Genomic DNA, 19,847 nt, shown 5'->3' with positions numbered 1-19,847 from the left:
GAAACGGGCTGTTTTTCCTTGCGTAAAGGCTTATGAAGGCTATCTAAAATTTACCAAATGATCAGGAGCCAATAAATGAAGGTTTTCGTTGTTAGCAAGCAGGCCGTGCGTGTCTTCGCCGCAAGCACCGCGCTCTCGCTTGTTCTTGGCAGTGCGGCAATGGCTGCAGATGCAAATGCAGTCGCAGAGCGCGTCAAGGCCCTCTATACAAAGCAGGGCGGAGAGCTGAACTTCGCCGAAGTTCAGGCTGACGGCGACAACATTTTGCTCAAAGGCACAACAATCAAGCTGCCCACCGTTTCTGACCGCGCGACGCCTGTCGGCGATATAACGCTCGAAAACGTGCAGGACACGCCAGAAGGCGGCTATAGCATCGAAAAAGTTTCGGTTGCAGATATGGCCTTCGCTCCGGAAGGCGCGGACAAGAACGATAAGGCCACGATCAAAGGCATTTCGATGGAGAACGTTGTTCTTCCATCCGAGAAAGCCGAAGGCCCGCTCGCCAAGATGGTCTTCTACGACAAGATGAAGATCGACGAATTTTCGGTTGGCACTCCAGGCAAAGATGGCGCCCTGATCAAGGGCATGGAAGTGACGCTGAACTCGGCCAACAAGACCGAAAAGATCGACTACGCGCTGACAATCGCCGATATCGATGCAGTTTTCGAGAAGAACGGCAAGAATCCACTTGCTCCGCTCGATATGAACGCACTCAAAGGTTCGATCAATTCGAAGGGCACATGGCAGCCAACTTCCGGCAATGCGACGTTGGATCAGTTTGAAATCGATGCCAAGGACCTTGGCAAGATCAACCTGACGGGCGCTATCGACGGCTACGATCTTTCCTTTGTCGAAGCTCTGCAGAAGACACAGGAAAACATGACCAAAGCCGATGCAGAAAAAGATGCCGCTGGTTTGGCACTTCTCGGTCTGGCTGAACAGCTGAGCCTCAAGAACCTGACAATCCGCTTCGATAACGAAACACTGACGCAAAAACTGCTCGAATATTACGGCAAGCAGCAGGGTGCGGATGGCAAGCAGCTGGGCGAACAGCTCAAGATGATGGTTCCGCTGATGGCAACACAGCTCAAGAACCCTGAGTTTGCTCAGCAGCTCAAGGCCGCAGCTGAAAAGTACTTCGATGATCCAAAGTCGCTGACGATTTCCGCTTCGCCTGACCAGTCGGTTAGCTTCGCATCCATCGTTGCGACCGCTTCGCTCGATCCAACGAAAATCATTCAGCTTCTGAAAGTTGGCGTTGAAGCCAACAACTAATCAGATTGATGCTAATGAAGAGAAGCCCGGTGAGTTCCGCTCACCGGGTTTTCTTTTTGCCTTTTCATTAGAGCGCGTTTCGATCTGATTGGATCAGATCGGCGCTCTAAATATTTGTTTTAACGCGCATCTTTGTCCGAAAACCGTTTCACACTTTTCGGGATGCGCTCTAAGCCAAACAAAAAGCCCGGTCTTGCGACCGGGCTTTTCTGTTTTAAATCTTAGATGGATCAGCTCTTCTGAGTCGGCGCCAGACGAATGTGCAGATCACGCAGCTGTGCTGGCGTTACATCCGAAGGCGCATTCATGAGAAGATCGAGCGCCTGCTGATTCATCGGGAACAACGAGATTTCGCGCAGATTCTTTGCACCAACCAGCAGCATGATCACGCGGTCAACACCGGCAGCCATGCCGCCATGTGGAGGCGCGCCATACTGGAACGCACGGTAAAGACCACCGAAGCGCTCTTCCACGTCCTGCTGGCTGAGGCCTACCTTTTCGAACGCTTTAACCATGACATCCGGCAGCTGGTTACGGATCGAACCCGAAGCGATTTCAAAGCCGTTACAGACCAGATCATACTGGTAAGCCTTGAGTGTGAGCGGATCCTGTGTTTCCAGCGCTTCCATGCCACCCTGCGGCATCGAGAACGGGTTGTGTGCGAAGTCGAGCTTCTTGTTGTCTTCGTCCCATTCGTAGAACGGGAAGTCGATGATCCACGCCAGTTCAAAACGCTCGCGATCAACGAGGTTCAGTTCTTCACCAGCACGGGTGCGTGCGTCGCCTGCAAACTTGTAGAACTTCGATGGCTGGCCGGCCACGAAGAAACAGGCATCGCCATCACCGAGACCAAGCTGGTTGCGGAGGGCTTCAGTGCGTTCTTCGCCGATGTTCTTGGCAATCGGACCAGCGCCTTCGAGCTTGTCGCCTTCTTTGCGCCAGAAGATGTAGCCGAGGCCAGGCTGACCTTCACCCTGTGCCCATGAATTCATGCGGTCACAGAATGCGCGGCTGCCGCCGGTCTTAGCCGGAATGGCCCATACTTCAACCTTAGGGTCGTTGGCGATCATGTTCGCGAAGACCTTGAAGCCCGAACCTGCAAAATGCTCGGTCACAGCCTGCATTTCAATTGGGTTGCGCAGGTCTGGCTTGTCCGAACCATAGGTGCGGATCGCATCATCATAAGCGATGCGGCGGAACTGCTGCGTGACTGGTTTACCTTCGGCAAACTCTTCAAAGATGCCGCGCATGACTGGCTCCATCGTTTCCCAGATTTCTTCCTGGGTCACGAAGCTCATTTCGAGGTCGAGCTGGTAGAATTCGCCCGGCAGACGGTCGGCACGCGGGTCTTCATCGCGGAAGCAAGGTGCAATCTGGAAGTAACGATCGAAACCGGCAACCATCAGAAGCTGCTTGTACTGCTGTGGAGCCTGCGGCAGCGCGTAGAACTTGCCTTCGTGAATACGGCTCGGTACGAGGAAGTCGCGCGCGCCTTCCGGCGACGAAGCCGTCAGGATCGGCGTCGAAAACTCGTTGAAGCCGATTTCGGTCATGCGGCGACGCATCGCTGCAATGATTTTCGTGCGGCTCATGATGTTTTTGTGCAGCGTTTCACGACGCAGGTCGAGGAAACGGTACTTGAGGCGGATATCTTCGGGATAATCCGGCTCACCAAAGACCGGCAATGGCAATTCCTTGGCAGCAGCGAGAACTTCAATCTCAGTTGCAAAGATTTCGACTTCACCGGTCGGAAGGTTCGCGTTTACCGCTTCGTCTGCACGCGCCTTCACTTCACCGTCGACGCGAATAACCCACTCGCCACGAACAGTTTCAGCAATCTTGAACGCGGGCGAATCAGGATCAGCAACAACCTGCGTCAGGCCATAATGATCGCGAATGTCGATGAAGAGAATGCCGCCATGGTCACGGACGCGATGAACCCAGCCAGACAGACGGACTTTGGAACCAACATCCGATTTGCGAAGGGCTGCGCAGGTGTGGCTGCGATAACGGTGCATGATTTCTGCCTTTTGGAACTCAATAATCTTGTGCAGGCAAAGCGCTGCAAATTCGGGCGGAAAAGCGCATTTTGCTCACGCTTTGTCAAGCCGACACTGTCTGTGTTAAACCAGCTTGACAGAATATGTCGACAAAAATCACTATTTCCGTGTTATTCCCTCGCAATATCATTCTTGCGGCGCGACAAGCGGCCCGCCTTTGTCTAAAAAGAAGAACATGCAGCTCATTACGACAACAGAGGCCCTTGAAGAGGCCGTATCCGCCCTCGCCAAATCCGACTTTGTGACTGTCGATACCGAATTTATTCGGGAAACGACCTTCTGGCCGGAGCTCTGCCTCATTCAGATGGCTTCTCCCGACCACACTGCATTGGTGGATGCACTGGCTCCCGGCCTCGATCTTGCACCATTCTTCCGGTTGATGGCCGATGAAAAAGTGGTCAAGGTTTTCCACGCCGCACGTCAGGATATCGAAATTGTCTTCCATCTTGGAAACCTGATCCCTGCTCCCATCTTCGACAGCCAGGTGGCTGCGATGGTTTGCGGCTTTGGCGACGCGATTTCCTATGATGCACTGGTTCAGAAAGTAACTGGCAAGCAGCTCGACAAGTCGTCCCGCTTTACCGATTGGCGCCGTCGCCCGCTTTCTGACAAGCAGCTCGATTATGCGCTGGCTGACGTTACCTATCTGCGCGACATCTATCTCTACTTGAAAGCAGAACTGGAGAAAGAGGGTCGCAGCGAGTGGGTCAATGAGGAAATGGCCGTACTCAGCGCGCGAGAAACCTATGACCTACATCCGGACGATGCGTGGAAGCGCGTTAAAACCCGGATGCGCAAGCCGATTGAACTTGCAATTGTGCAGTCCGTTGCAGCGTGGCGCGAACGCGAAGCGCGCGAGCGCAATGTTCCGCGCGGCCGCGTCATCAAGGACGATACGATTGCGGAAATCGCTCAGCAGCAACCAAAAGATGCGGAAGCGCTGGGCCGTCTTCGCTCGATTCCAAAAGGTTGGGAACGCTCAGCTCAGGCAGCAGGTCTTGTGACTGCCGTTCAGGCCGCACTGGCTATTCCAAAAGAAGACCTACCGCGTCTGCCAAAGCAGTCGCATTCGCCTGAAGGCAGTGCAGCAGCGGGAGATATTCTTAAAGTGTTGCTGAAGCTTGTGACCGAAGAACACGGTGTTGCTGCAAAGATCGTCGCAAATTCCGATGATATCGACAAGATCGCAGCAGAAGGCGAAAACGCCAATGTGCCTGCATTGCACGGCTGGCGACGGGAAGTCTTCGGGCAAAAGGCACTCGACCTTATCGCTGGCAAGATCGGTATCAAATTTGAAAACCGTCGCATTCAGGCGGTCGAACTGGACTAGAGCGCATCCCGAAAAGTGTGAAACGATTTTCGGGATGCGCGTTAAAACAAATATTTAGAGCGCGTTTCTATCTGATCCAATCAGATCGAAACGCGCTCTAAGCAAAAAGGCCGGCGGAGGAAGCTCCAGCCGGCCTTTTAATTTCCAGATCATCTTTTTCAATGATGCTCGTTTGCTTCAATGGCGCTATCGCCGACGGCAAAATACAGGTTTTTTCCTGTGAGCTTTGCAAGCTGTTGCAAACGTCCTTCAGGCCGATCCGAAATCAAATCTGCCAGATCTCCAGGCACAACCAGCGCAATGCCGTTATCCTCTTCACGCCAGTAAAGGCGCGGAATCACGCCCGGCATGGACGCTGAAAGCAGATAGATAACGCGTAGCAGCGCACCCAGCAGTCTGGCTCGCTCGCGCAGACGCGGCGTTGCAAGCTGCAAAATCTCCGGCGCAATCTCGTCTTCGACCAGTCCCTCATGACGATAGTAATTTGCCAGTGCCATGAAAGAACGGCCCGGATGATCAATACCACCGAAAGAACCATGCGCAATGATGTTCAGTGCCTGCGAGCCACGATAATCAGGATGTGCACGCCAGCTTATATCGGCCACAAGGCATGCGGCCTGCCGATAACGGCTTTCGTCTTCGGTCTCGTCAAATCCGAGAACCGGCAAAGAAAGCGTCGTCCATGTTGCAAGTTCGCGTGCGTGACGCGGTGAACGCGAACGCAGGATTGCCAGCTCTTCCGCCGATGCCAGCAGAGGATCCAGCCTCTGCTCATTCTTCGGCAGCAACGAATAAAGATATCCTTCACGCACACCGAGAGCCGAAAACACGATCTTGGATGGTTTCATGCGACGGATGGTTTCAAGCAGAACGGTCGCGCCATAAGCAAGAAGCTGACGGCGATTTTTCGACACGGCTTCGATGCCGCGCATCGTGTCGAGATTGCCTTTCGCAACACGCTTGAGGAAACTCTGCGCTTCTACCGGGTCCATCTCATAGCCATGCATGACATGAAGCGTATAGTGCTTTGCAGTCATATGCAGCTTGGCAAGATTTCGCCACGTACCGCCAACAGCGTAGAACACCTCTCCCTGATGCTGTTCAAGCAGCGTTGCACGCGCGAGCTCCGTACGGGTGATTTTGGCCGCCTCAGGAAGCTGTTCGTTGGACATGTCCTGCAACCGAAGTCCGCCAAGCGGAAGCGTAATCCCCTCGCCGACTTCGTGATCGTTGACGCTGACCAATTCAAGGCTGCCGCCACCAAGATCGCCCGTTACCCCCTGTGGCTTGTAGAACCCCGAAATAATGCCGAGCGCGGAATAATAGGCTTCTTCCTTGCCGGACAAGACTTCGATATGCCGCCCGAGAATGGCTTCAGCCTGCGCGATAAAATCGGGACCGTTCTTCGCTTCGCGCGCAGCTGCAGTTGCCAGCGCATGAATGGAAATCGCGCCAGCCTGTTCGGCCAGAACGCGAAACCGTTTCAATGCGCGCAATGCTATATCGACAGATTTTTCATTAAGCTTACCGGTCTTGGCCAATCCTTTGCCAAGACCGCAGAGTAGCTTTTCGTTAAAAAGCACCGTTGGCGAACGAACGATGCCTTCATAAACCACGACACGAATCGAGTTGGACCCAATGTCGATGACTGCGACGGGCTTGAGGCCTTTTAAGCGGCCTTGTGCGATTGCTGGACTCATGAAGTCGTGTTTCTTTCCGCCTGCGCGCGTTTACGATGCGCAATAAGGCGGGGGGCAGATGACTTCAGCGACTTTCCGCGACCCGACAAGCTTGGATTTGTCATGAAATATTCCTGCGCGTTGAAAGCTTCCTCTCCATCTTCTTTTTCTATCCGGCGAGAGGTGCCATCCGCAAGTAGCTGATAGCTCTGCTGGTTATCAATTATGTTGGCAAACATAATCTGCGACAGGATTTGCTGATGCACGGTGGCGTTGGTAATGGGCACCAAAGTCTCAACGCGACGGTCGAGATTGCGTGGCATCATATCGGCGGAACCGAAATAGACGATTGCCTTGCCAGAAGGCAGATCATGCCCGTTTCCAAAGCAGAATATGCGACTATGCTCAAGAAAACGGCCAACGATGGACTTCGCGCGGATGTTATCCGACAGGCCAGGAACGCCCGGTCGCAGGCAACATATGCCACGCACCACCAGATCGATGTGAACGCCTGCCTGACTTGCCTTATAGAGCGCATCAATAATCTGTGGATCGACGAGCGAATTCATCTTCATCCAGATCGCAGCAGGCTGTCCGGCCTTCGCATTGGTGATTTCGTCCTCGATATGCTTGAGGATTCGCGTGCGAAGCGTCAGCGGTGAAATAGCGATTTTCATCTCTTCAGCCGGCTGCGCATAGCCGGTGATGAAATTGAAGATATGTGCCACATCGCGCGCAATATCCGGATCGGATGTAAAGAACGACAGATCGGTATAAATTCGTGCGGTGATCGGGTGATAATTGCCGGTGCCAAGATGCACATAGGTGCGCAGTCTCTGGTCTTCACGGCGCACCACGAGTGACATCTTCGCATGCGTTTTCAGTTCAATGAAGCCGAACACAACCTGCACGCCAGCGCGTTCAAGATCGCGTGCCCAGCGAATATTGGCCTCTTCGTCGAAGCGCGCCTTCAGCTCGACGAGTGCTGTGACTGACTTACCAGCTTCTGCGGCATCCACCAGCGCGCGCACGATCGGGCTGTCATTGGAGGTTCGATAAAGCGTCTGCTTGATAGCCAGCACATCCGGGTCTGCGGCCGCCTGACGCAGAAACTGTACCACAACGTCGAATGATTCATATGGGTGGTGGACAACAATGTCCTTTTCGCGAATCGCCGCAAAGCAATCGCCGCCATGTTCACGAATACGCTCAGGGAAGCGTGGATTGTAGGATATGAACTTGAGATCATCGCGGGGAATCGACACAATTTCCGAAATCATGTTGAGCGCGAGGAGGCCTTCCAGAACGCTGATCCGGTTTTCCGATACGCCAAGCTCGGTCGCAACGAACACGCGCAGCGCTTCAGGAATTTCGGAGTCAAACTCGATACGGATAACCTGACCGCGCCGACGACGCTTCAATGCGGTCTCAAAAAGGCGCACCAGATCTTCCGCCTCTTCTTCCACTTCGATATCGCTGTCACGAATGATGCGGAACGTTCCTGCGCCACGCACTTCATAACCTGGGAAAAGGCGCCCGATGAACAAGCTGACTGCGTCTTCAATCGTGATGAAGCGGTAAGCATTCTGCTGCTCGGTCGGAAGCTGGATGAAACGCTTCAGCGCAACAGGAATGCGCAGGAGTGCGGTCATCGGATGGCTGTCGAGACGACGCGCCAATTGCAATGCAATGGAAAAGCCGAGATTTGGAATAAACGGAAACGGATGGGCCGGGTCGATGGAAAGCGGGGTCAGAACCGGGAAAATCGTCTCAAGGAAATGGTTCTCAAGCCAATCCTTCTCCGGCTTCGACAAAGCCGAAGCCCGCACGATCTCTATGCTTTCTTTTTCAAGCTCTTCGCGCAGCGTGCGCAAACGCTCCTGCTGGCCTTCCTGAAGGCGCCCTACCTCCTCCAGAACGAAATCAAGCTGCTCTTGGGGTGTGCGGCCATCCGCGCTGCGCATGGCAACGCCAGCACGCACCTGTGCAGCAAGTCCGGCAATGCGGACCATGAAAAACTCATCCAGATTGGCGGCCGAAATGGACAGAAATCGCAGGCGTTCCAGCAGTGGCTGGCTGATATTCGCAGCTTCTTCCAGAACGCGACGATTGAACTGAAGCCAGGAAAACTCGCGATTGACGAAGCGCTCGGGGCTTTGCATCAGCGCAGATGTCTTGTCATCGTTCAAAGCTTCGTGAGCGTTTTGAACTTTGCTGCCATTCTTACCCGCAGAAACATCATTTGCTGCCTTGCTGCTCGCATTGGAGGCCAAATCGGTGGTTTGGGGTGCCATAACGCTGTTTTCGTTCATTTTTCCTGTCCCGGCTTTTACCGGAAAATCCCGGCGCGACCATAAGCCTATGGCTGTCATATGACAGTTTGATAGCAAACCGCTTGAAATGTCTTCAGAATTGATGAAAACGCTTCCAGAAACAAGCCGTTCGCGGTAAACCCACCCCAAATAGCCATCCTATTCAGATGTCGCGATCCACAAGCACCGGAGCGTATCATGTCCGATCACATCATCCCACACTTCCAGAATGACGCTGGCCATAATGCCATTGAAATCGGCGTGAAGGAATTCATGTGCGTCGGCGCGAATCCTCCTTTCGATCATCCACATGTCTTCCTCGACATGGGTGATGAGAGCGAAGTCGTCTGCCCTTATTGCTCGACGCTCTATCGCTACAATGCGCAGCTTCATGCTGACGAAACTGTTCCAGCGGGCTGCGTCTACGAAGCTCCTGCCGACAAAGCTGCCTGAAAGTAACTTGGGCAAAGGGCGCATATTGATTGCAGGAGCGGGCGTTGCAGGATTAAGTGCAGCGCTTGAGCTTGCAGCCAGAGACTGGTCAGTAGAGCTTTTCGAAAAAGCCACTGTGCTCTCTGAGGTTGGCGCGGGCCTGCAACTGGCCCCGAATGCCATGCGCCATCTGCAACGTCTTGGTATTGCAGACAGGCTTTCCACACAAGCTGTCGCGCCCGAAGCACTTTTCCTCGTTGATAGTCGCAGCGCACGCCCCCTTCTCGCGATGGAGCTTGGCGATAAAGCGCTCAAACGCTGGCACCATCCTTACCTCGTCTGCCACCGCGCCGATCTGCAATCCGCTCTTCTTGCTGCTTGCCTAGAAAATCCTGCCATAAACATTAATCTTGGCTCGGAAATCACTCGACACGAACTTATTGGCCAAGAGATAGAGGCTGAGGTTCGCCGCGGAAATTTAACCGAGACTATCAAGGCGCACCATCTCCTTGGATGCGACGGCGTGTGGTCGGCAGAGCGGGCCAATGCTGCACATAGCAAAGCCCGCTACAGCGGACACATCGCGTGGCGCAGCACTATCGCTACCACTGATTTGCCCGCAACTTTTATCAATGCGCTGCCGCTCAAAAAGGCTGTATCGGCATGGTTGGGCAAACAGGTTCATTTTATCGCCTATCCGGTCAAAGGTGGGGCGTATTTCAACTTCGTCGCAATAACGGGTGGTGAAAACCCGGGCGAAGGCTGGTCAAAGGCCGGAGATCGCGAGCGGCTCAAATCAATTTACCAGAACTGGCATCCGGCGGTCCGTGATGTGATCGCTACAGCGCCAGAATGGACTTACTGGCCATTGTTCGAGATGCCAGACGCGCAATTTGTCTGCGAAGGACGCACGATTCTGCTCGGCGATGCTTCTCATGCTGTTACGCCTTTTGGGGCGCAAGGTGCAGCCATGGCCATTGAAGATGCCGCAGCACTTGCGGAAGCATTGGATGCGACCGATCAAACGGCAGCGCTTCAGCATTTCGACAAAGTACGCAAGGAACGGATTGCTGCTGTCGCCAAACGAGGGCAGCTGAATAAGTTTGCCTATCACTCAACCGGCGTCTTTGCGCTCGGCCGCAACATGCTCTTTGCCATGCGCAGCCCGGATAGTTTCCTGAAAGATCTGGACTGGCTTTATGGCTATGATGCTGTTGCGGCCGTGCGAAATTAACGCGCGTCGCGCGCTGCTTCCAACGTTGCAATATCGATCTTGACCATTGTCATCATGGCATTTGCGACACGCTGTCTGACGTCCGGCGCACCGTCTTGCAGGATATCGAGCAGAAATTCCGGCACAATTTGCCAGGCAAAACCATATTTATCCGTAAGCCAACTGCATTCCATTGGCGAGCCACCTTCCAGCAACCTGTCCCAAAATGCATCAAGCTCTGCCTGATCCTTACATTTCAGAATAAGCGATGTGGCCAGATTGAACTTGAACTCCGGTCCACCATTCAGAGCGGTCATCGCCTGTCCGTCCAGCGTAAAGTTTGCGGTCACGACATCCGTACCGCCAGTTTGATGACCATGTTCAAAGCGGATAAAACCATCAATTGATGCAGGCCTTCCCAAATCACGGAAGAGCGACACGTAATAATTAGCTGCCTCTTCGGCCTTGTTATCAAACCAGAGGCAGACATTTAAACCAGACATGGATTTCTCCTCCCATATGTCTCAGCCCCCTGTCTTTTAGAACGGTTCCCGCTGATATTAATCGTGGAACCGCTCTATTTCGTTTCCGCATTATTCCGCGCAAAAAGCTCACGCACTTTTGCAGAAAATGCTCTGTTTATTTTTCGCATTATCCCACGCAAAACCGCTTCGCACTTTTGCTGAAAATGCTCCAGATTTAGCCCATAGCTTTGGCAGCGGCTTCCATATCCATCCACATCAGTTCCCATATATGGCCATCAAGGTCTTCAAAGCTGCGACCATACATGAAACCATAATCCTGCTTGGCAGCAGGGTCGGCCCGACCGCCAGCCTTCACGGCTTTCTCAATTGTTTCATCCACTTCCGCCTTGCTGTCCGCTGATAAGCAGATCAACACTTCGCTTGTAGCATTCGCATCAGAAATCTTCTTTGGCGTGAACTGGCTGAACTTGTCATGGCTGAGGACCATCGCGTGGATGGTGTCAGAGAACACCATGCAGGATCCTGTTTCATCCGAAAACATCGGATTTTTGGTCGCACCAATCGCTTCATAAAAGCTGGTGGAACGAGCAACGTCTTTGACGGGCAGGTTCACGAAAATCAACTTAGGCATGTTATTCCTCCATTGGTGGGCTTGAAACACCCATTTTTAATTTTGGTTTTCTATCGCCCGCCCGATCCCCTTGGCGATATAGTTGGGTTCAATGCAGTGGCTAGCCCCAACCAGCGTAAGTTTGCTTGCACACAATGACAGATAAGTTATAATTAGCAACTATGAAGTTAGAAAAAGTAACTAAAAATGAACAACCCACTGCAAGACGCAGCTATGATGATGCATGCGCTGCAGCCCATGCCCTTGATTTGATTGGTGAACGTTGGGCCTTGCTCGTCATTCGCGAATTGATGTTTGGCCCTAAACGCTTCAGCGATTTACGCGCCGACCTACCGGGCATAAGCGCCAATGTCCTCACCCAGCGGCTTGAGGGGCTGGAAGAAGCCGGTATCTTACGCAAATCGAAGCTCCCACCTCCTGCTTCAGTGCAAGTCTACGAACTGACCGCATGGGGCTATGAGGCTGAACCCATCCTACAGACGCTTGGCCGGTGGGCAGCGCGTTCACCCAGCCATGATCCGAACTTGCCAATCTCGACCACTTCGTTCCTGCTTTCTCTCAGAACCATGATCGATCCCGGTCTTTCAAAAGGCCTGAAAGCCACTATTGGGCTTCGACTGGATGGAGAAGATTTCATCGCGCATTTGCAAGGCAGCAAACTGGAGATTGTGCGCGGCAAAGCTGAGCAATATGACATCGCCTTTGAAAGCTCGCCTCGCATGATGGCTGCAGCCATTTACGGCGGGCAACCCCTCCCGGCTCTTGAAGCTGCAAATGTGCTCACACTCAAAGGCGACCGCGTTTTAGCGGAAAAGTTCGTTATGCTTTTTCCTCTTCCAGCCAAAGCATCTCCGCACGATTAATTAAATGCAACCTTTTGGTTGCTTTTTGATTCGGATCGTGTAAATTGGCAACCATTCAGTTGCTAATTTGAAAGGATGTAGACCATGACAACGGCATTAGTAACAGACCGGATAGAGAAGACTGTGGACCTTCGCGCGGGCATTGATCGCGTGTGGCGCGCACTCACTGATCACGAGGAGTTCGGTGAATGGTTCAAAGTCAAAATTGATGGGCCATTTATCGTAGACACCCCTTCGACTGGTCACTTTACGTTTGACGGATGCGGCGATACCAAATGGACGTCCTTCATCAAGGACATGAAAGCTCCGCATTATTTTGCCTTCACCTGGCATCCTTATGCGGTTGAAACCGATGCTGATTACTCTAAAGAGCCGCAGACACTGGTGGAGTTCAAGCTTAGGGAAATTGAATCCGGTACAAGGCTTACCGTCATCGAAACAGGCTTCGACGCGCTACCGGCTGACCGTCGCCCAATAGCTCTTCGAATGAATACTGGTGGGTGGGAAGAGCAAATGCAGAATATAAAGGAATACCTCGAAAACAAATGACCGAAGCCTCGTTCACGCAATCAGGAAACATGTCTGCCATTTTTGCAGCGCTGGCCGATCCTACCCGGCTGGCGCTGATCGAGACCTTGAGTGATGGCGAAAGCCGCTCAATCGTCTCACTTTCGCAAAACGGCAGCATCAGCAGGCAGGGAATGACCAAGCATCTTTCGGTGCTTGAACAAGCAGGACTGGTTGAGCGCGACAAAGTGGGCAGAGAGAGCCGCTTCCGGCTTTGCCCTACCCCGCTTGTCGATGCCAGAGCTTATCTCGCCACCGTTTCCTCGCAGTGGGACGATGCACTGCAGCGTCTGCGCCGCTTTGTTGAAGACTAATTCATCGTTGATAGAACAGCAGGGTCGAAGTGCCCTTCACAAAGCCGAACTTTTCGTAAAAAGGGGTGAGCCTTTCGGGACAATAAAGCTCGAAACTTTTCACCCCCTGCAGTTTTTCGTGGTTGATAATGCGCTGGACGAGAGCCTGTCCAAGCCCTTGGCCGCGGCACTGTTCAGCCACGATCACATCAAAAATCATAGCCTTGAAGGTGAAGTCGCTCAGCACACGTGCGAAACCGACAACCGCTCCATTTGCATCGCGTCTGAACAGCGTAAGATCGCAATGCGTGAGCATATGCGAAACATCCTCAAAGCTGCGTGCGGCGGTCCACCATTCTTTGCTGTAAAAAGCGTGGAACTCGCGATATTGCTCTGGCTCCAGATGTTCCGTCCAACCATACTCTGTCACGATTACCTCATTTATCGAAGATGAAATACCAGTTGCAAAGGCCAGCCGGAATGACAATCCATTTTGAACAGACCTGCCCTATCTTCCGCATTTTCGATATCGAGAAAGCCAAGGATTTCTATGTCGGCTTTCTGGGCTTTACGCTCGATTGGGAACATCGCTTTGCAGAGGGAATGCCGCTTTATATGCAGGTTTCGCGTGGCGATCTGGTGCTTCATCTAAGCGAACATCACGGCGATGGTAGTCCAGGCGCAAACATTTTCGTCCGTATGCAAGGCGTCGAGGAATTCCAGAAGGAAGTCAATTCGCGGGGGTATCGCTATATGCGGCCCGGCATCGAGAATGCACCGTGGGGCCGTGTAATGGCTGTCATCGATCCGTTCGGCAATCGCATTCAATTTTGCCAGGGTCCGCACGACGAATAAGCCATCACACCCAACCTAAAAGAAAACACCCGCCAGATCATCTCTGGCGGGTGTTTTTAATGCAAGGTACTCAACCGGATTAGTGCAGAATCTGGCTCAGGAACAGCTTGGTGCGCTCATGTTGTGGATTGTCGAAGAACTCGGCAGGCGAATTCTGTTCGACGATCTGGCCCTGATCCATGAAGATCACACGATTGGCAACCTGACGCGCAAAGCCCATTTCGTGCGTCACACAGATCATGGTCATGCCTTCATCGGCAAGACTCACCATCGTATCCAGCACTTCCTTGACCATTTCCGGATCGAGCGCCGAGGTCGGCTCGTCGAACAGCATGACCTTCGGGTTCATGCAAAGCGCACGGGCAATCGCCACACGCTGCTGCTGGCCGCCTGAAAGCTGGCCCGGATATTTGTTGGCCTGTTCCGGAATTTTCACGCGCGCCAGATAATGCATGGCGATTTCTTCCGCCTTCTTCTTTGGCATCTTGCGTACCCAAATCGGTGCCAGGGTGCAGTTTTCCAAAATGGTCAGATGCGGGAAGAGATTGAAATGCTGGAACACCATGCCGACTTCGCGGCGTACTTCATCGATCTTCTTCAAATCGTTGGTGAGTTCAATGCCATCAACAATGATCTGGCCCTTCTGGTGTTCTTCCAGACGGTTGATGCAACGGATCATCGTCGACTTGCCCGAGCCCGACGGACCCGCAACAACGATACGTTCGCCGCGCATGACCTTCAGGTTGATGTCACGCAGAACGTGAAACTCCCCATACCATTTGTGCATATTCTTCAGTTCGATGGCCACTTCGGTCTTCGATACTTCATGTTTTTTACGGTCGATTTCGACACCGAGCTCGGATTGTGGGAGGGCGCTTTGTGCACTCATTTCCATTATTCCCTTGATTCTTATCGTTTATGACCCGTGTCGAGCCTTCGTTCCATGAATATAGAGTATCGCGACATAGCGAAACAGAAAATCCAGAAAACAAAGCCCGCAAAGATCAGTCCTGTTGCAGGTGTCTGTGGAGAAGCCCAGTTGGCATCGGAGAAATTCTGACGGACGATACCGAGAAGATCAAACATGCCAATGATGTAAACAAGGCTTGTATCCTTGAAAAGGCCGATGAAGGTGTTCACAATACCTGGTATCACCAGCTTCAAAGCCTGTGGCAATACGATCAGGTTAGTCTTCTGCCAATAACTGAGACCTAAAGCATCTGCGCCTTCATATTGTCCGCGTGGGATCGCCTGAAGGCCACCACGTACCACTTCAGCCATATAGGCCGACGCGAAGAGTGCCACACCAATAAGTGCACGCATCAACTTATCAAAGGTCACGCCCGGTGGCAGAAACAGTGGAAGCATTACGCTGGCCATGAAGAGCACAGTGACCAGCGGCACGCCGCGCACCATTTCAATAAAGATGATGCAGAAGGTTTTGATGACCGGCAGCTTTGAACGTCGACCGAGAGCAAGCACCACACCGAGTGGTAACGAAACCGCAATACCGACGAAGGACAGAACAAGCGTTACCAGAAGACCGCCCCAAAGCGAGGTTTCGACATAACGCAAGCCAAACCAGCCGCCGACGAGAAGGAAGAATGCGACCACCGGAAACACAAGGAAAAACAAGATGGCATTGATCGTCTTGCGCGGGACCTTCGGAATCATCAGCGGCACCAGCAGAATGACAAACAGTGCTGCCGTCAGATTAACGCGCCACCGTTCTTCAAACGGATAACGACCATAGATGAATTGCTGGTACTTCGCGTTCACAAATGCCCAGCAGGCACCCGACCAGCCTTCCGGCTGCACACCACCCTGCGCGACAGTCAGACATGCCGTGCGATCACTACCAGTCCATGCTGCATTGACGAATAGCCATTGGATCATTGACGGGAGAAACCACGCCACAATCGCGAGACCGAAGAGTGTCAGTGCGGCATCAACCGGCGTTGCAAAAAGATTGACACGCAGCCAGTGCGAGAAGCCCTGAACCGACCGCGGCGGCGTCTCGCCCTCGACCATTTGCGTGCGCACATATTGGAGATCAGCGTTTTCCATTGTCATCTCTCCACCAGCGCCATCTTGGCATTGAACCAGTTCATAAGACCGGATGTAACAAGGCTAATGCTGAGATAGATAACCATCCAGATTGCCACGACTTCCACAGCCTGGCCGGTCTGGTTGAGAATCGTTCCGCCGACGGCCACAAGATCCGGATAGCCGATGGCAATGGCGAGCGAGGAGTTCTTGATAAGATTGAGATACTGGCTCGACAGTGGCGGAATGATAATCCGCAATGCCTGTGGCACGATGATAAGGCGCATCGTCTGCCCTGATCTGAGGCCAACAGCATAGGCTGCTTCCGTCTGCCCCTTGTTCACCCCAAGAACGCCTGCACGCACAGTTTCAGCAATGAACGAGGCTGTGTAGAACGACAAGGCCAGCAGGAGAGCGAGAAATTCTGGCTTAACCTGCGCGCCGCCTGTCAGATTGAATGTTCCAAGCTTCGGCAAATCGAAAGTAATCGGAAAACCTGTCACGATCAGCGCGAGGATCGGCAGACCGATGATCAGCGCTGCACACACACGAAGCGTATGAAAAGGCTGACCGGTTGTCATCTGACGGCGCTTTGCCCAGCGAGCGACAAAAAACGAAGTCACGATGCCCAGCAGCAGCGCTACCGGTAATAGCCATGCCCCCTCACCCCATACAGGTGATGGCATGAAAAAGCCGCGATTGTTCAGATATGTTCCGAGCGGTAATGAGAGACTTTCACGCGCTTGTGGGAGAACGGAAAGAACGCCGAAGTACCAGAAGAAAATAACCAGAAGTGGCGGAATATTGCGGAACACCTCCACATAGACCATGCAGATTTTGCGGATCAGCCAGTTGCGTGAAAGTCGGCCAATACCGACGAGAAACCCAATAACTGAGGCCAGAACTACACCAAGAGCTGCGACGTAAAGCGTGTTCAGCAGACCAACGAGAACTGCCCGGCCATAAGTGGAATCGCTCGAATAGGAGATCAGCGTCTGGCTGATATCGAAGCCCGCGCGTCCGTTCAGGAAGCCAAAGCCCGAGGCAATGTTGGCGCGTTGAAGATTAGTGATCGTGTTACCCACGATCCAATAAATAGAGGCCACAACAGCGGCGAACACCAGAACCTGATAAAAGATGCCGCGAACGCGCGGATCATACAGGAGAGACGTTCCACCGCCGCTGCGGCGTTGTTCGGTTGCGGAATAGGAAGCCATATGTTTCCTGTCTTCTTTCGGCCTTCGCATCAGCTTTGAAAAAATAGCTGTCGCTCCCGACCCCCACCGGGATAATCAGTTCAAAGCAGTTACGTTTAAATGCCGAGCCGTGCAGCCTGCACATTGGGTGCGAAGCGCGGGTTAAATTGCTTGGTACGATGCGCCAGATCTTGAGTTGTGATCTGGTTGCACGAAGGATGTCTGAACTTGCTACTTCTGCGCAGTATCGCAGAGCCGAAAAATCCGGCGGGCGCATAACTGCCCCCGCCTGACATCATCCAACAAGAGCACAATCCTTAGCGGATAGGCATACCGTACTGAACACCGCCCTTGGTCCACTGGGCATTCAGACCACGAGCAATCTTGAGCGGGCTACCGGCGCCGAGATTGCGCTCGAACAATTCGCCGTAGTTGCCAACACCCTTGATGATGTTCACGACCCAATCATTGGTGAGACCGAGATCCGTTCCAATCTTGGTGTCAGCTTCAGAGCCAAGCAAGCGCTTGATTTCCGGGTTGTCGGAGTTTTTCATCTCTTCGACATTTGCCTTGGTGATGCCGAACTCTTCAGCATTCAACAACGCATAGTGGGTCCAACGGATAACATCGGCCCACTTGGAATCACCCTGGCGGACAGCTGGTCCAAGCGGTTCCTTGGAAATAATTTCCGGCAGAACGACGTGATCGTCTGGATTGGCCAGAGTCAGGCGGGTCGAGTACAGACCGGACTGATCAGTCGTGTAAGCGTCGCAACGACCGGAATCGTAAGCCGCGTTGGCTTCTTCGAGCTTTTCAAAGACGACCGGATTGTAGTCCATCTTGTTGGCACGGAAATAGTCGGCCATGTTCAACTCGGTGGTCGTGCCAGCCTGAACGCAGATGGATGCGCCGGAAAGCTGAAGCGCGGAATTGATGCCCGAAAGCTTCTTGGAATTGATCATGAAGCCCTGGCCGTCATAATAATTGACGCCCGGAAAATCGAGGCCAAGCGACGTATCGCGGCTGATCGTCCAAGTGGTGTTGCGGATCAGTACGTCCACTTCGCCCGATTGCAGCGCAGTAAATCGTTCTTTCGCGTTCAGTGGTGTAAACTTAACTTTGGTTGGATCGCCAAAAATGGCAGCGGCAACCGCACGGCAATAATCCACGTCAAAGCCCGACCATTCGCCCTTGTCATCTGGCGATGCGAAACCAAGCAAACCTGTATTGACGCCACACTGCAGGAACCCCTTCGCCTTCACATCAGAAAGCGTGTCTGCCGATGCTCCCGAAGCCGCGCCAAACAACGCCGCTGCACCCAATACCCCTGTCAAAACAGTTTTTTTCATCTGGTCTGCAACCTTTTATGTTCCCTGGAGATCGACGAGCCAAACAGCCCAATCGTCCCTGTTGCTTTATTTTTAGCATTAAGCTGAAGAACCAGTCGTGCGACCTCCCCCAACCCCTGCTTTACGCAAGCCATCCTCCGCCCGGAGCCGTTATCGACCCTTGTTGGTTTTTATGAGCGTAAGATGCCTGTCGCCTTCACAACTCTATCGAAGGCGATATTTTGGTTTTGGTCAAGCTATTAACGTCTGGAGAAAAGCCTGTTCATCCAAAAAAACGTTGCGACGTATGCAGAAATTTACATGATTTCCCAATTTTCGGGTAAAATGGCTCTGCCTATGAAATAGGCTATGCTTAAAAAGAAGCTAACCGAAATAATGAAATAAAAACAATAGTTTATGATTATTTCGTAGTGATGCGCCAGTTGACAAACACCTCACTTTTGCCTCGCTCATACGCGTGGCATCATCTGATCTTCATCAACAGAAAAAATAATATTTCGCGTCGCCATAAAGCGAGCTGTCCACCATGTCGCAATAAAGCCAATTGCCAGTCCAGCCACGACATCAGTCGGGTAATGAGCACCGGCAGCAAGTCTGCTTATCACGAAAAGTATGCAAACCGGCACAGTCAGAAATCGCCAGCGCGGTAAGAAAATCCACAGTGATACCAACATGATACCAGCCATCATGGAATGCCCAGACGGAAAGCTTTCATAGGAGTGCTCACCGCGAAACGGCGCGAAATAGGCCGAACCCAGTTCATCAAGCAGAAGTGGGCGTGCACGCCCTATAACAAGCTTACCAATCTCGGTTGGGAAACTGCCGACAACAATCGAAGCAAGCACAAGTGTCGCCCAGCTGTGAAAACGAACGAGCATCTGCTGCGCGGTAAGACGGACGGAAGGCGAAAGCAGTAGCGCTGTGACGAGCCAAACGATCATACCTATGCCCAGCCAGACAATCGTACGAATCAGATCGGTAATCGTGCGAAGCACTTCCATGACGATGAAACCACTGTTCATCGCGGCACGAACAATCTGTGCGTCCCAAATATGCAATACCAGCAGCACAAAAGGGAGAAGCACGACGAGTGCTGTCATCTCCATCGTCCAACTGGAAGGTGCACCCGGATAAGCAGGCCTCACAAGCGCCCTTACCAGCTCCGATGCTGCACGAACCGGATAAAGGATAGTGCTTGTAGCCTTACGCTCATTCAGATCGGGCATATCGGGATTACTCTTTCTTTGATTAACATTATCAC

19 protein-coding genes are annotated in these 19,847 nt (G+C 52.7%); 8 read left to right on the top strand and 11 right to left on the bottom strand.

Annotated features, from left to right (window positions below; translation table 11 throughout):
* Positions 1 to 75 precede the first annotated feature (75 nt).
* The gene (locus ACSME1_RS10880) at positions 76 to 1,275 is read left to right on the top strand and encodes a hypothetical protein (RefSeq protein WP_105706773.1); all 1,200 of its coding nucleotides are present in this window, start codon (positions 76 to 78) and stop codon (positions 1,273 to 1,275) included.
* Between the two features lie 230 nt (positions 1,276 to 1,505).
* Here ACSME1_RS10880 and aspS read toward each other — a convergent pair whose 3' ends face one another.
* Positions 1,506 to 3,293: an aspartate--tRNA ligase gene (gene aspS, locus ACSME1_RS10875; RefSeq protein WP_105706774.1), complete on the bottom strand. Its 1,788-nt coding sequence runs from the start codon at positions 3,291 to 3,293 to the stop codon at positions 1,506 to 1,508.
* Positions 3,294 to 3,510: 217 nt separating this feature from the next.
* Between aspS and rnd the strand changes: the two genes are divergently transcribed.
* Positions 3,511 to 4,665, top strand: a complete 1,155-nt coding sequence (gene rnd, locus ACSME1_RS10870) for a ribonuclease D (protein ID WP_105706776.1) — start codon at positions 3,511 to 3,513, stop codon at positions 4,663 to 4,665.
* A gap of 158 nt (positions 4,666 to 4,823) precedes the next feature.
* On the opposite strand, the gene ppx is transcribed toward rnd, so the two are convergent.
* Entirely contained in the window at positions 4,824 to 6,365 is a 1,542-nt protein-coding gene (gene ppx, locus ACSME1_RS10865) for an exopolyphosphatase (RefSeq protein WP_024897406.1), read from the bottom strand.
* A complete protein-coding gene (locus ACSME1_RS10860) occupies positions 6,362 to 8,506 on the bottom strand; it encodes an RNA degradosome polyphosphate kinase (RefSeq protein WP_235822356.1) in 2,145 nt (714 codons plus the stop codon). The genes ppx and ACSME1_RS10860 overlap by 4 nt, the downstream gene beginning before the upstream one ends.
* A 348-nt stretch (positions 8,507 to 8,854) precedes the next feature.
* On the opposite strand from ACSME1_RS10860, the gene ACSME1_RS10855 reads away from it, so the two are divergent.
* Both ACSME1_RS10855 and ACSME1_RS10850 read left to right on the top strand, forming a co-directional pair.
* Positions 8,855 to 9,109: a zinc-finger domain-containing protein gene (locus ACSME1_RS10855; RefSeq protein ID WP_024897404.1), complete on the top strand. Its 255-nt coding sequence runs from the start codon at positions 8,855 to 8,857 to the stop codon at positions 9,107 to 9,109.
* Between the two features lie 7 nt (positions 9,110 to 9,116).
* Positions 9,117 to 10,322 (top strand): FAD-binding protein, encoded by a 1,206-nt coding sequence (locus tag ACSME1_RS10850; protein ID WP_435654955.1) that lies wholly within the window; start codon positions 9,117 to 9,119, stop codon positions 10,320 to 10,322.
* On the opposite strand, the gene ACSME1_RS10845 is transcribed toward ACSME1_RS10850, so the two are convergent.
* Positions 10,319 to 10,804: a VOC family protein gene (locus ACSME1_RS10845; protein WP_105706778.1), complete on the bottom strand. Its 486-nt coding sequence runs from the start codon at positions 10,802 to 10,804 to the stop codon at positions 10,319 to 10,321. The genes ACSME1_RS10850 and ACSME1_RS10845 overlap by 4 nt on opposite strands.
* Before the next feature lie 196 nt (positions 10,805 to 11,000).
* On the bottom strand, positions 11,001 to 11,417 hold the full coding sequence (locus tag ACSME1_RS10840) for a VOC family protein (protein WP_100559326.1): 417 nt from the start codon (positions 11,415 to 11,417) through the stop codon (positions 11,001 to 11,003).
* A 161-nt stretch (positions 11,418 to 11,578) separates the two neighbouring features.
* Here ACSME1_RS10840 and ACSME1_RS10835 point away from each other — a divergent pair, with 161 nt between their 5' ends.
* From ACSME1_RS10835 to ACSME1_RS10825, 3 genes are all read left to right on the top strand, one after another.
* Positions 11,579 to 12,280 (top strand): winged helix-turn-helix transcriptional regulator, encoded by a 702-nt coding sequence (locus ACSME1_RS10835; RefSeq protein ID WP_105706780.1) that lies wholly within the window; start codon positions 11,579 to 11,581, stop codon positions 12,278 to 12,280.
* A gap of 84 nt (positions 12,281 to 12,364) precedes the next feature.
* Positions 12,365 to 12,829 carry an SRPBCC family protein gene (locus tag ACSME1_RS10830; protein ID WP_024897399.1) on the top strand — a complete coding sequence of 155 codons (465 nt, stop codon included), beginning with the start codon at positions 12,365 to 12,367 and terminating at the stop codon, positions 12,827 to 12,829.
* Positions 12,826 to 13,161, top strand: coding sequence for an ArsR/SmtB family transcription factor (locus ACSME1_RS10825; protein WP_105706782.1), 336 nt, complete (start codon positions 12,826 to 12,828; stop codon positions 13,159 to 13,161). The genes ACSME1_RS10830 and ACSME1_RS10825 overlap by 4 nt, the downstream gene beginning before the upstream one ends.
* Before the next feature lies 1 nt (position 13,162).
* On the opposite strand, the gene ACSME1_RS10820 is transcribed toward ACSME1_RS10825, so the two are convergent.
* Entirely contained in the window at positions 13,163 to 13,570 is a 408-nt protein-coding gene (locus ACSME1_RS10820) for a GNAT family N-acetyltransferase (RefSeq protein WP_105706826.1), read from the bottom strand.
* Positions 13,571 to 13,620: 50 nt separating this feature from the next.
* Here ACSME1_RS10820 and ACSME1_RS10815 point away from each other — a divergent pair, with 50 nt between their 5' ends.
* Positions 13,621 to 13,995, top strand: a complete 375-nt coding sequence (locus ACSME1_RS10815) for a glyoxalase superfamily protein (protein WP_105706784.1) — start codon at positions 13,621 to 13,623, stop codon at positions 13,993 to 13,995.
* 79 nt (positions 13,996 to 14,074) lie between these two features.
* On the opposite strand, the gene ACSME1_RS10810 is transcribed toward ACSME1_RS10815, so the two are convergent.
* The 5 genes from ACSME1_RS10810 to lpxE all read right to left on the bottom strand — a co-directional run bounded on the left by ACSME1_RS10810 (position 14,075) and on the right by lpxE (position 19,812).
* Positions 14,075 to 14,884, bottom strand: a complete 810-nt coding sequence (locus tag ACSME1_RS10810; protein ID WP_051514753.1) for an amino acid ABC transporter ATP-binding protein — start codon at positions 14,882 to 14,884, stop codon at positions 14,075 to 14,077.
* A gap of 20 nt (positions 14,885 to 14,904) precedes the next feature.
* Positions 14,905 to 16,062, bottom strand: coding sequence for an amino acid ABC transporter permease (locus tag ACSME1_RS10805; RefSeq protein ID WP_036567189.1), 1,158 nt, complete (start codon positions 16,060 to 16,062; stop codon positions 14,905 to 14,907).
* Positions 16,063 to 16,064: 2 nt separating this feature from the next.
* The gene (locus tag ACSME1_RS10800; RefSeq protein WP_024897393.1) at positions 16,065 to 17,258 is read right to left on the bottom strand and encodes an amino acid ABC transporter permease; all 1,194 of its coding nucleotides are present in this window, start codon (positions 17,256 to 17,258) and stop codon (positions 16,065 to 16,067) included.
* A gap of 296 nt (positions 17,259 to 17,554) precedes the next feature.
* Positions 17,555 to 18,586 carry an amino acid ABC transporter substrate-binding protein gene (locus ACSME1_RS10795; protein ID WP_024897392.1) on the bottom strand — a complete coding sequence of 344 codons (1,032 nt, stop codon included), beginning with the start codon at positions 18,584 to 18,586 and terminating at the stop codon, positions 17,555 to 17,557.
* 449 nt (positions 18,587 to 19,035) lie between these two features.
* Complete coding sequence (gene lpxE / locus ACSME1_RS10790) at positions 19,036 to 19,812, bottom strand: lipid A 1-phosphatase LpxE (RefSeq protein WP_036567185.1); 777 nt, start codon at positions 19,810 to 19,812, stop codon at positions 19,036 to 19,038.
* Positions 19,813 to 19,847 lie beyond the last annotated feature (35 nt).

This window comes from Brucella pituitosa (genome assembly GCF_965577835.1).
Taxonomy (GTDB): Bacteria; Pseudomonadota; Alphaproteobacteria; order Rhizobiales; family Rhizobiaceae; genus Brucella; species Brucella pituitosa.
Note: the sequence above shows the minus strand (reverse complement) of the source record. Positions and strands in the feature narration are given on the sequence as shown.

Coding starts and splice junctions, on each gene's coding strand:
- ACSME1_RS10880 (WP_105706773.1), top strand. CDS start 76: ATGAAGGTTTTCGTTGTTAGCAAGCAGGCCGTGCGTGTCTTCGCCGCA.
- aspS (WP_105706774.1), bottom strand. CDS start 3,293: ATGCACCGTTATCGCAGCCACACCTGCGCAGCCCTTCGCAAATCGGAT.
- rnd (WP_105706776.1), top strand. CDS start 3,511: ATGCAGCTCATTACGACAACAGAGGCCCTTGAAGAGGCCGTATCCGCC.
- ppx (WP_024897406.1), bottom strand. CDS start 6,365: ATGAGTCCAGCAATCGCACAAGGCCGCTTAAAAGGCCTCAAGCCCGTC.
- ACSME1_RS10860 (WP_235822356.1), bottom strand. CDS start 8,506: ATGCAAAGCCCCGAGCGCTTCGTCAATCGCGAGTTTTCCTGGCTTCAG.
- ACSME1_RS10855 (WP_024897404.1), top strand. CDS start 8,855: ATGTCCGATCACATCATCCCACACTTCCAGAATGACGCTGGCCATAAT.
- ACSME1_RS10845 (WP_105706778.1), bottom strand. CDS start 10,804: ATGTCTGGTTTAAATGTCTGCCTCTGGTTTGATAACAAGGCCGAAGAG.
- ACSME1_RS10840 (WP_100559326.1), bottom strand. CDS start 11,417: ATGCCTAAGTTGATTTTCGTGAACCTGCCCGTCAAAGACGTTGCTCGT.
- ACSME1_RS10835 (WP_105706780.1), top strand. CDS start 11,579: ATGAAGTTAGAAAAAGTAACTAAAAATGAACAACCCACTGCAAGACGC.
- ACSME1_RS10830 (WP_024897399.1), top strand. CDS start 12,365: ATGACAACGGCATTAGTAACAGACCGGATAGAGAAGACTGTGGACCTT.
- ACSME1_RS10825 (WP_105706782.1), top strand. CDS start 12,826: ATGACCGAAGCCTCGTTCACGCAATCAGGAAACATGTCTGCCATTTTT.
- ACSME1_RS10815 (WP_105706784.1), top strand. CDS start 13,621: ATGACAATCCATTTTGAACAGACCTGCCCTATCTTCCGCATTTTCGAT.
- ACSME1_RS10810 (WP_051514753.1), bottom strand. CDS start 14,884: ATGAGTGCACAAAGCGCCCTCCCACAATCCGAGCTCGGTGTCGAAATC.
- ACSME1_RS10805 (WP_036567189.1), bottom strand. CDS start 16,062: ATGGAAAACGCTGATCTCCAATATGTGCGCACGCAAATGGTCGAGGGC.
- ACSME1_RS10800 (WP_024897393.1), bottom strand. CDS start 17,258: ATGGCTTCCTATTCCGCAACCGAACAACGCCGCAGCGGCGGTGGAACG.
- ACSME1_RS10795 (WP_024897392.1), bottom strand. CDS start 18,586: ATGAAAAAAACTGTTTTGACAGGGGTATTGGGTGCAGCGGCGTTGTTT.
- lpxE (WP_036567185.1), bottom strand. CDS start 19,812: ATGCCCGATCTGAATGAGCGTAAGGCTACAAGCACTATCCTTTATCCG.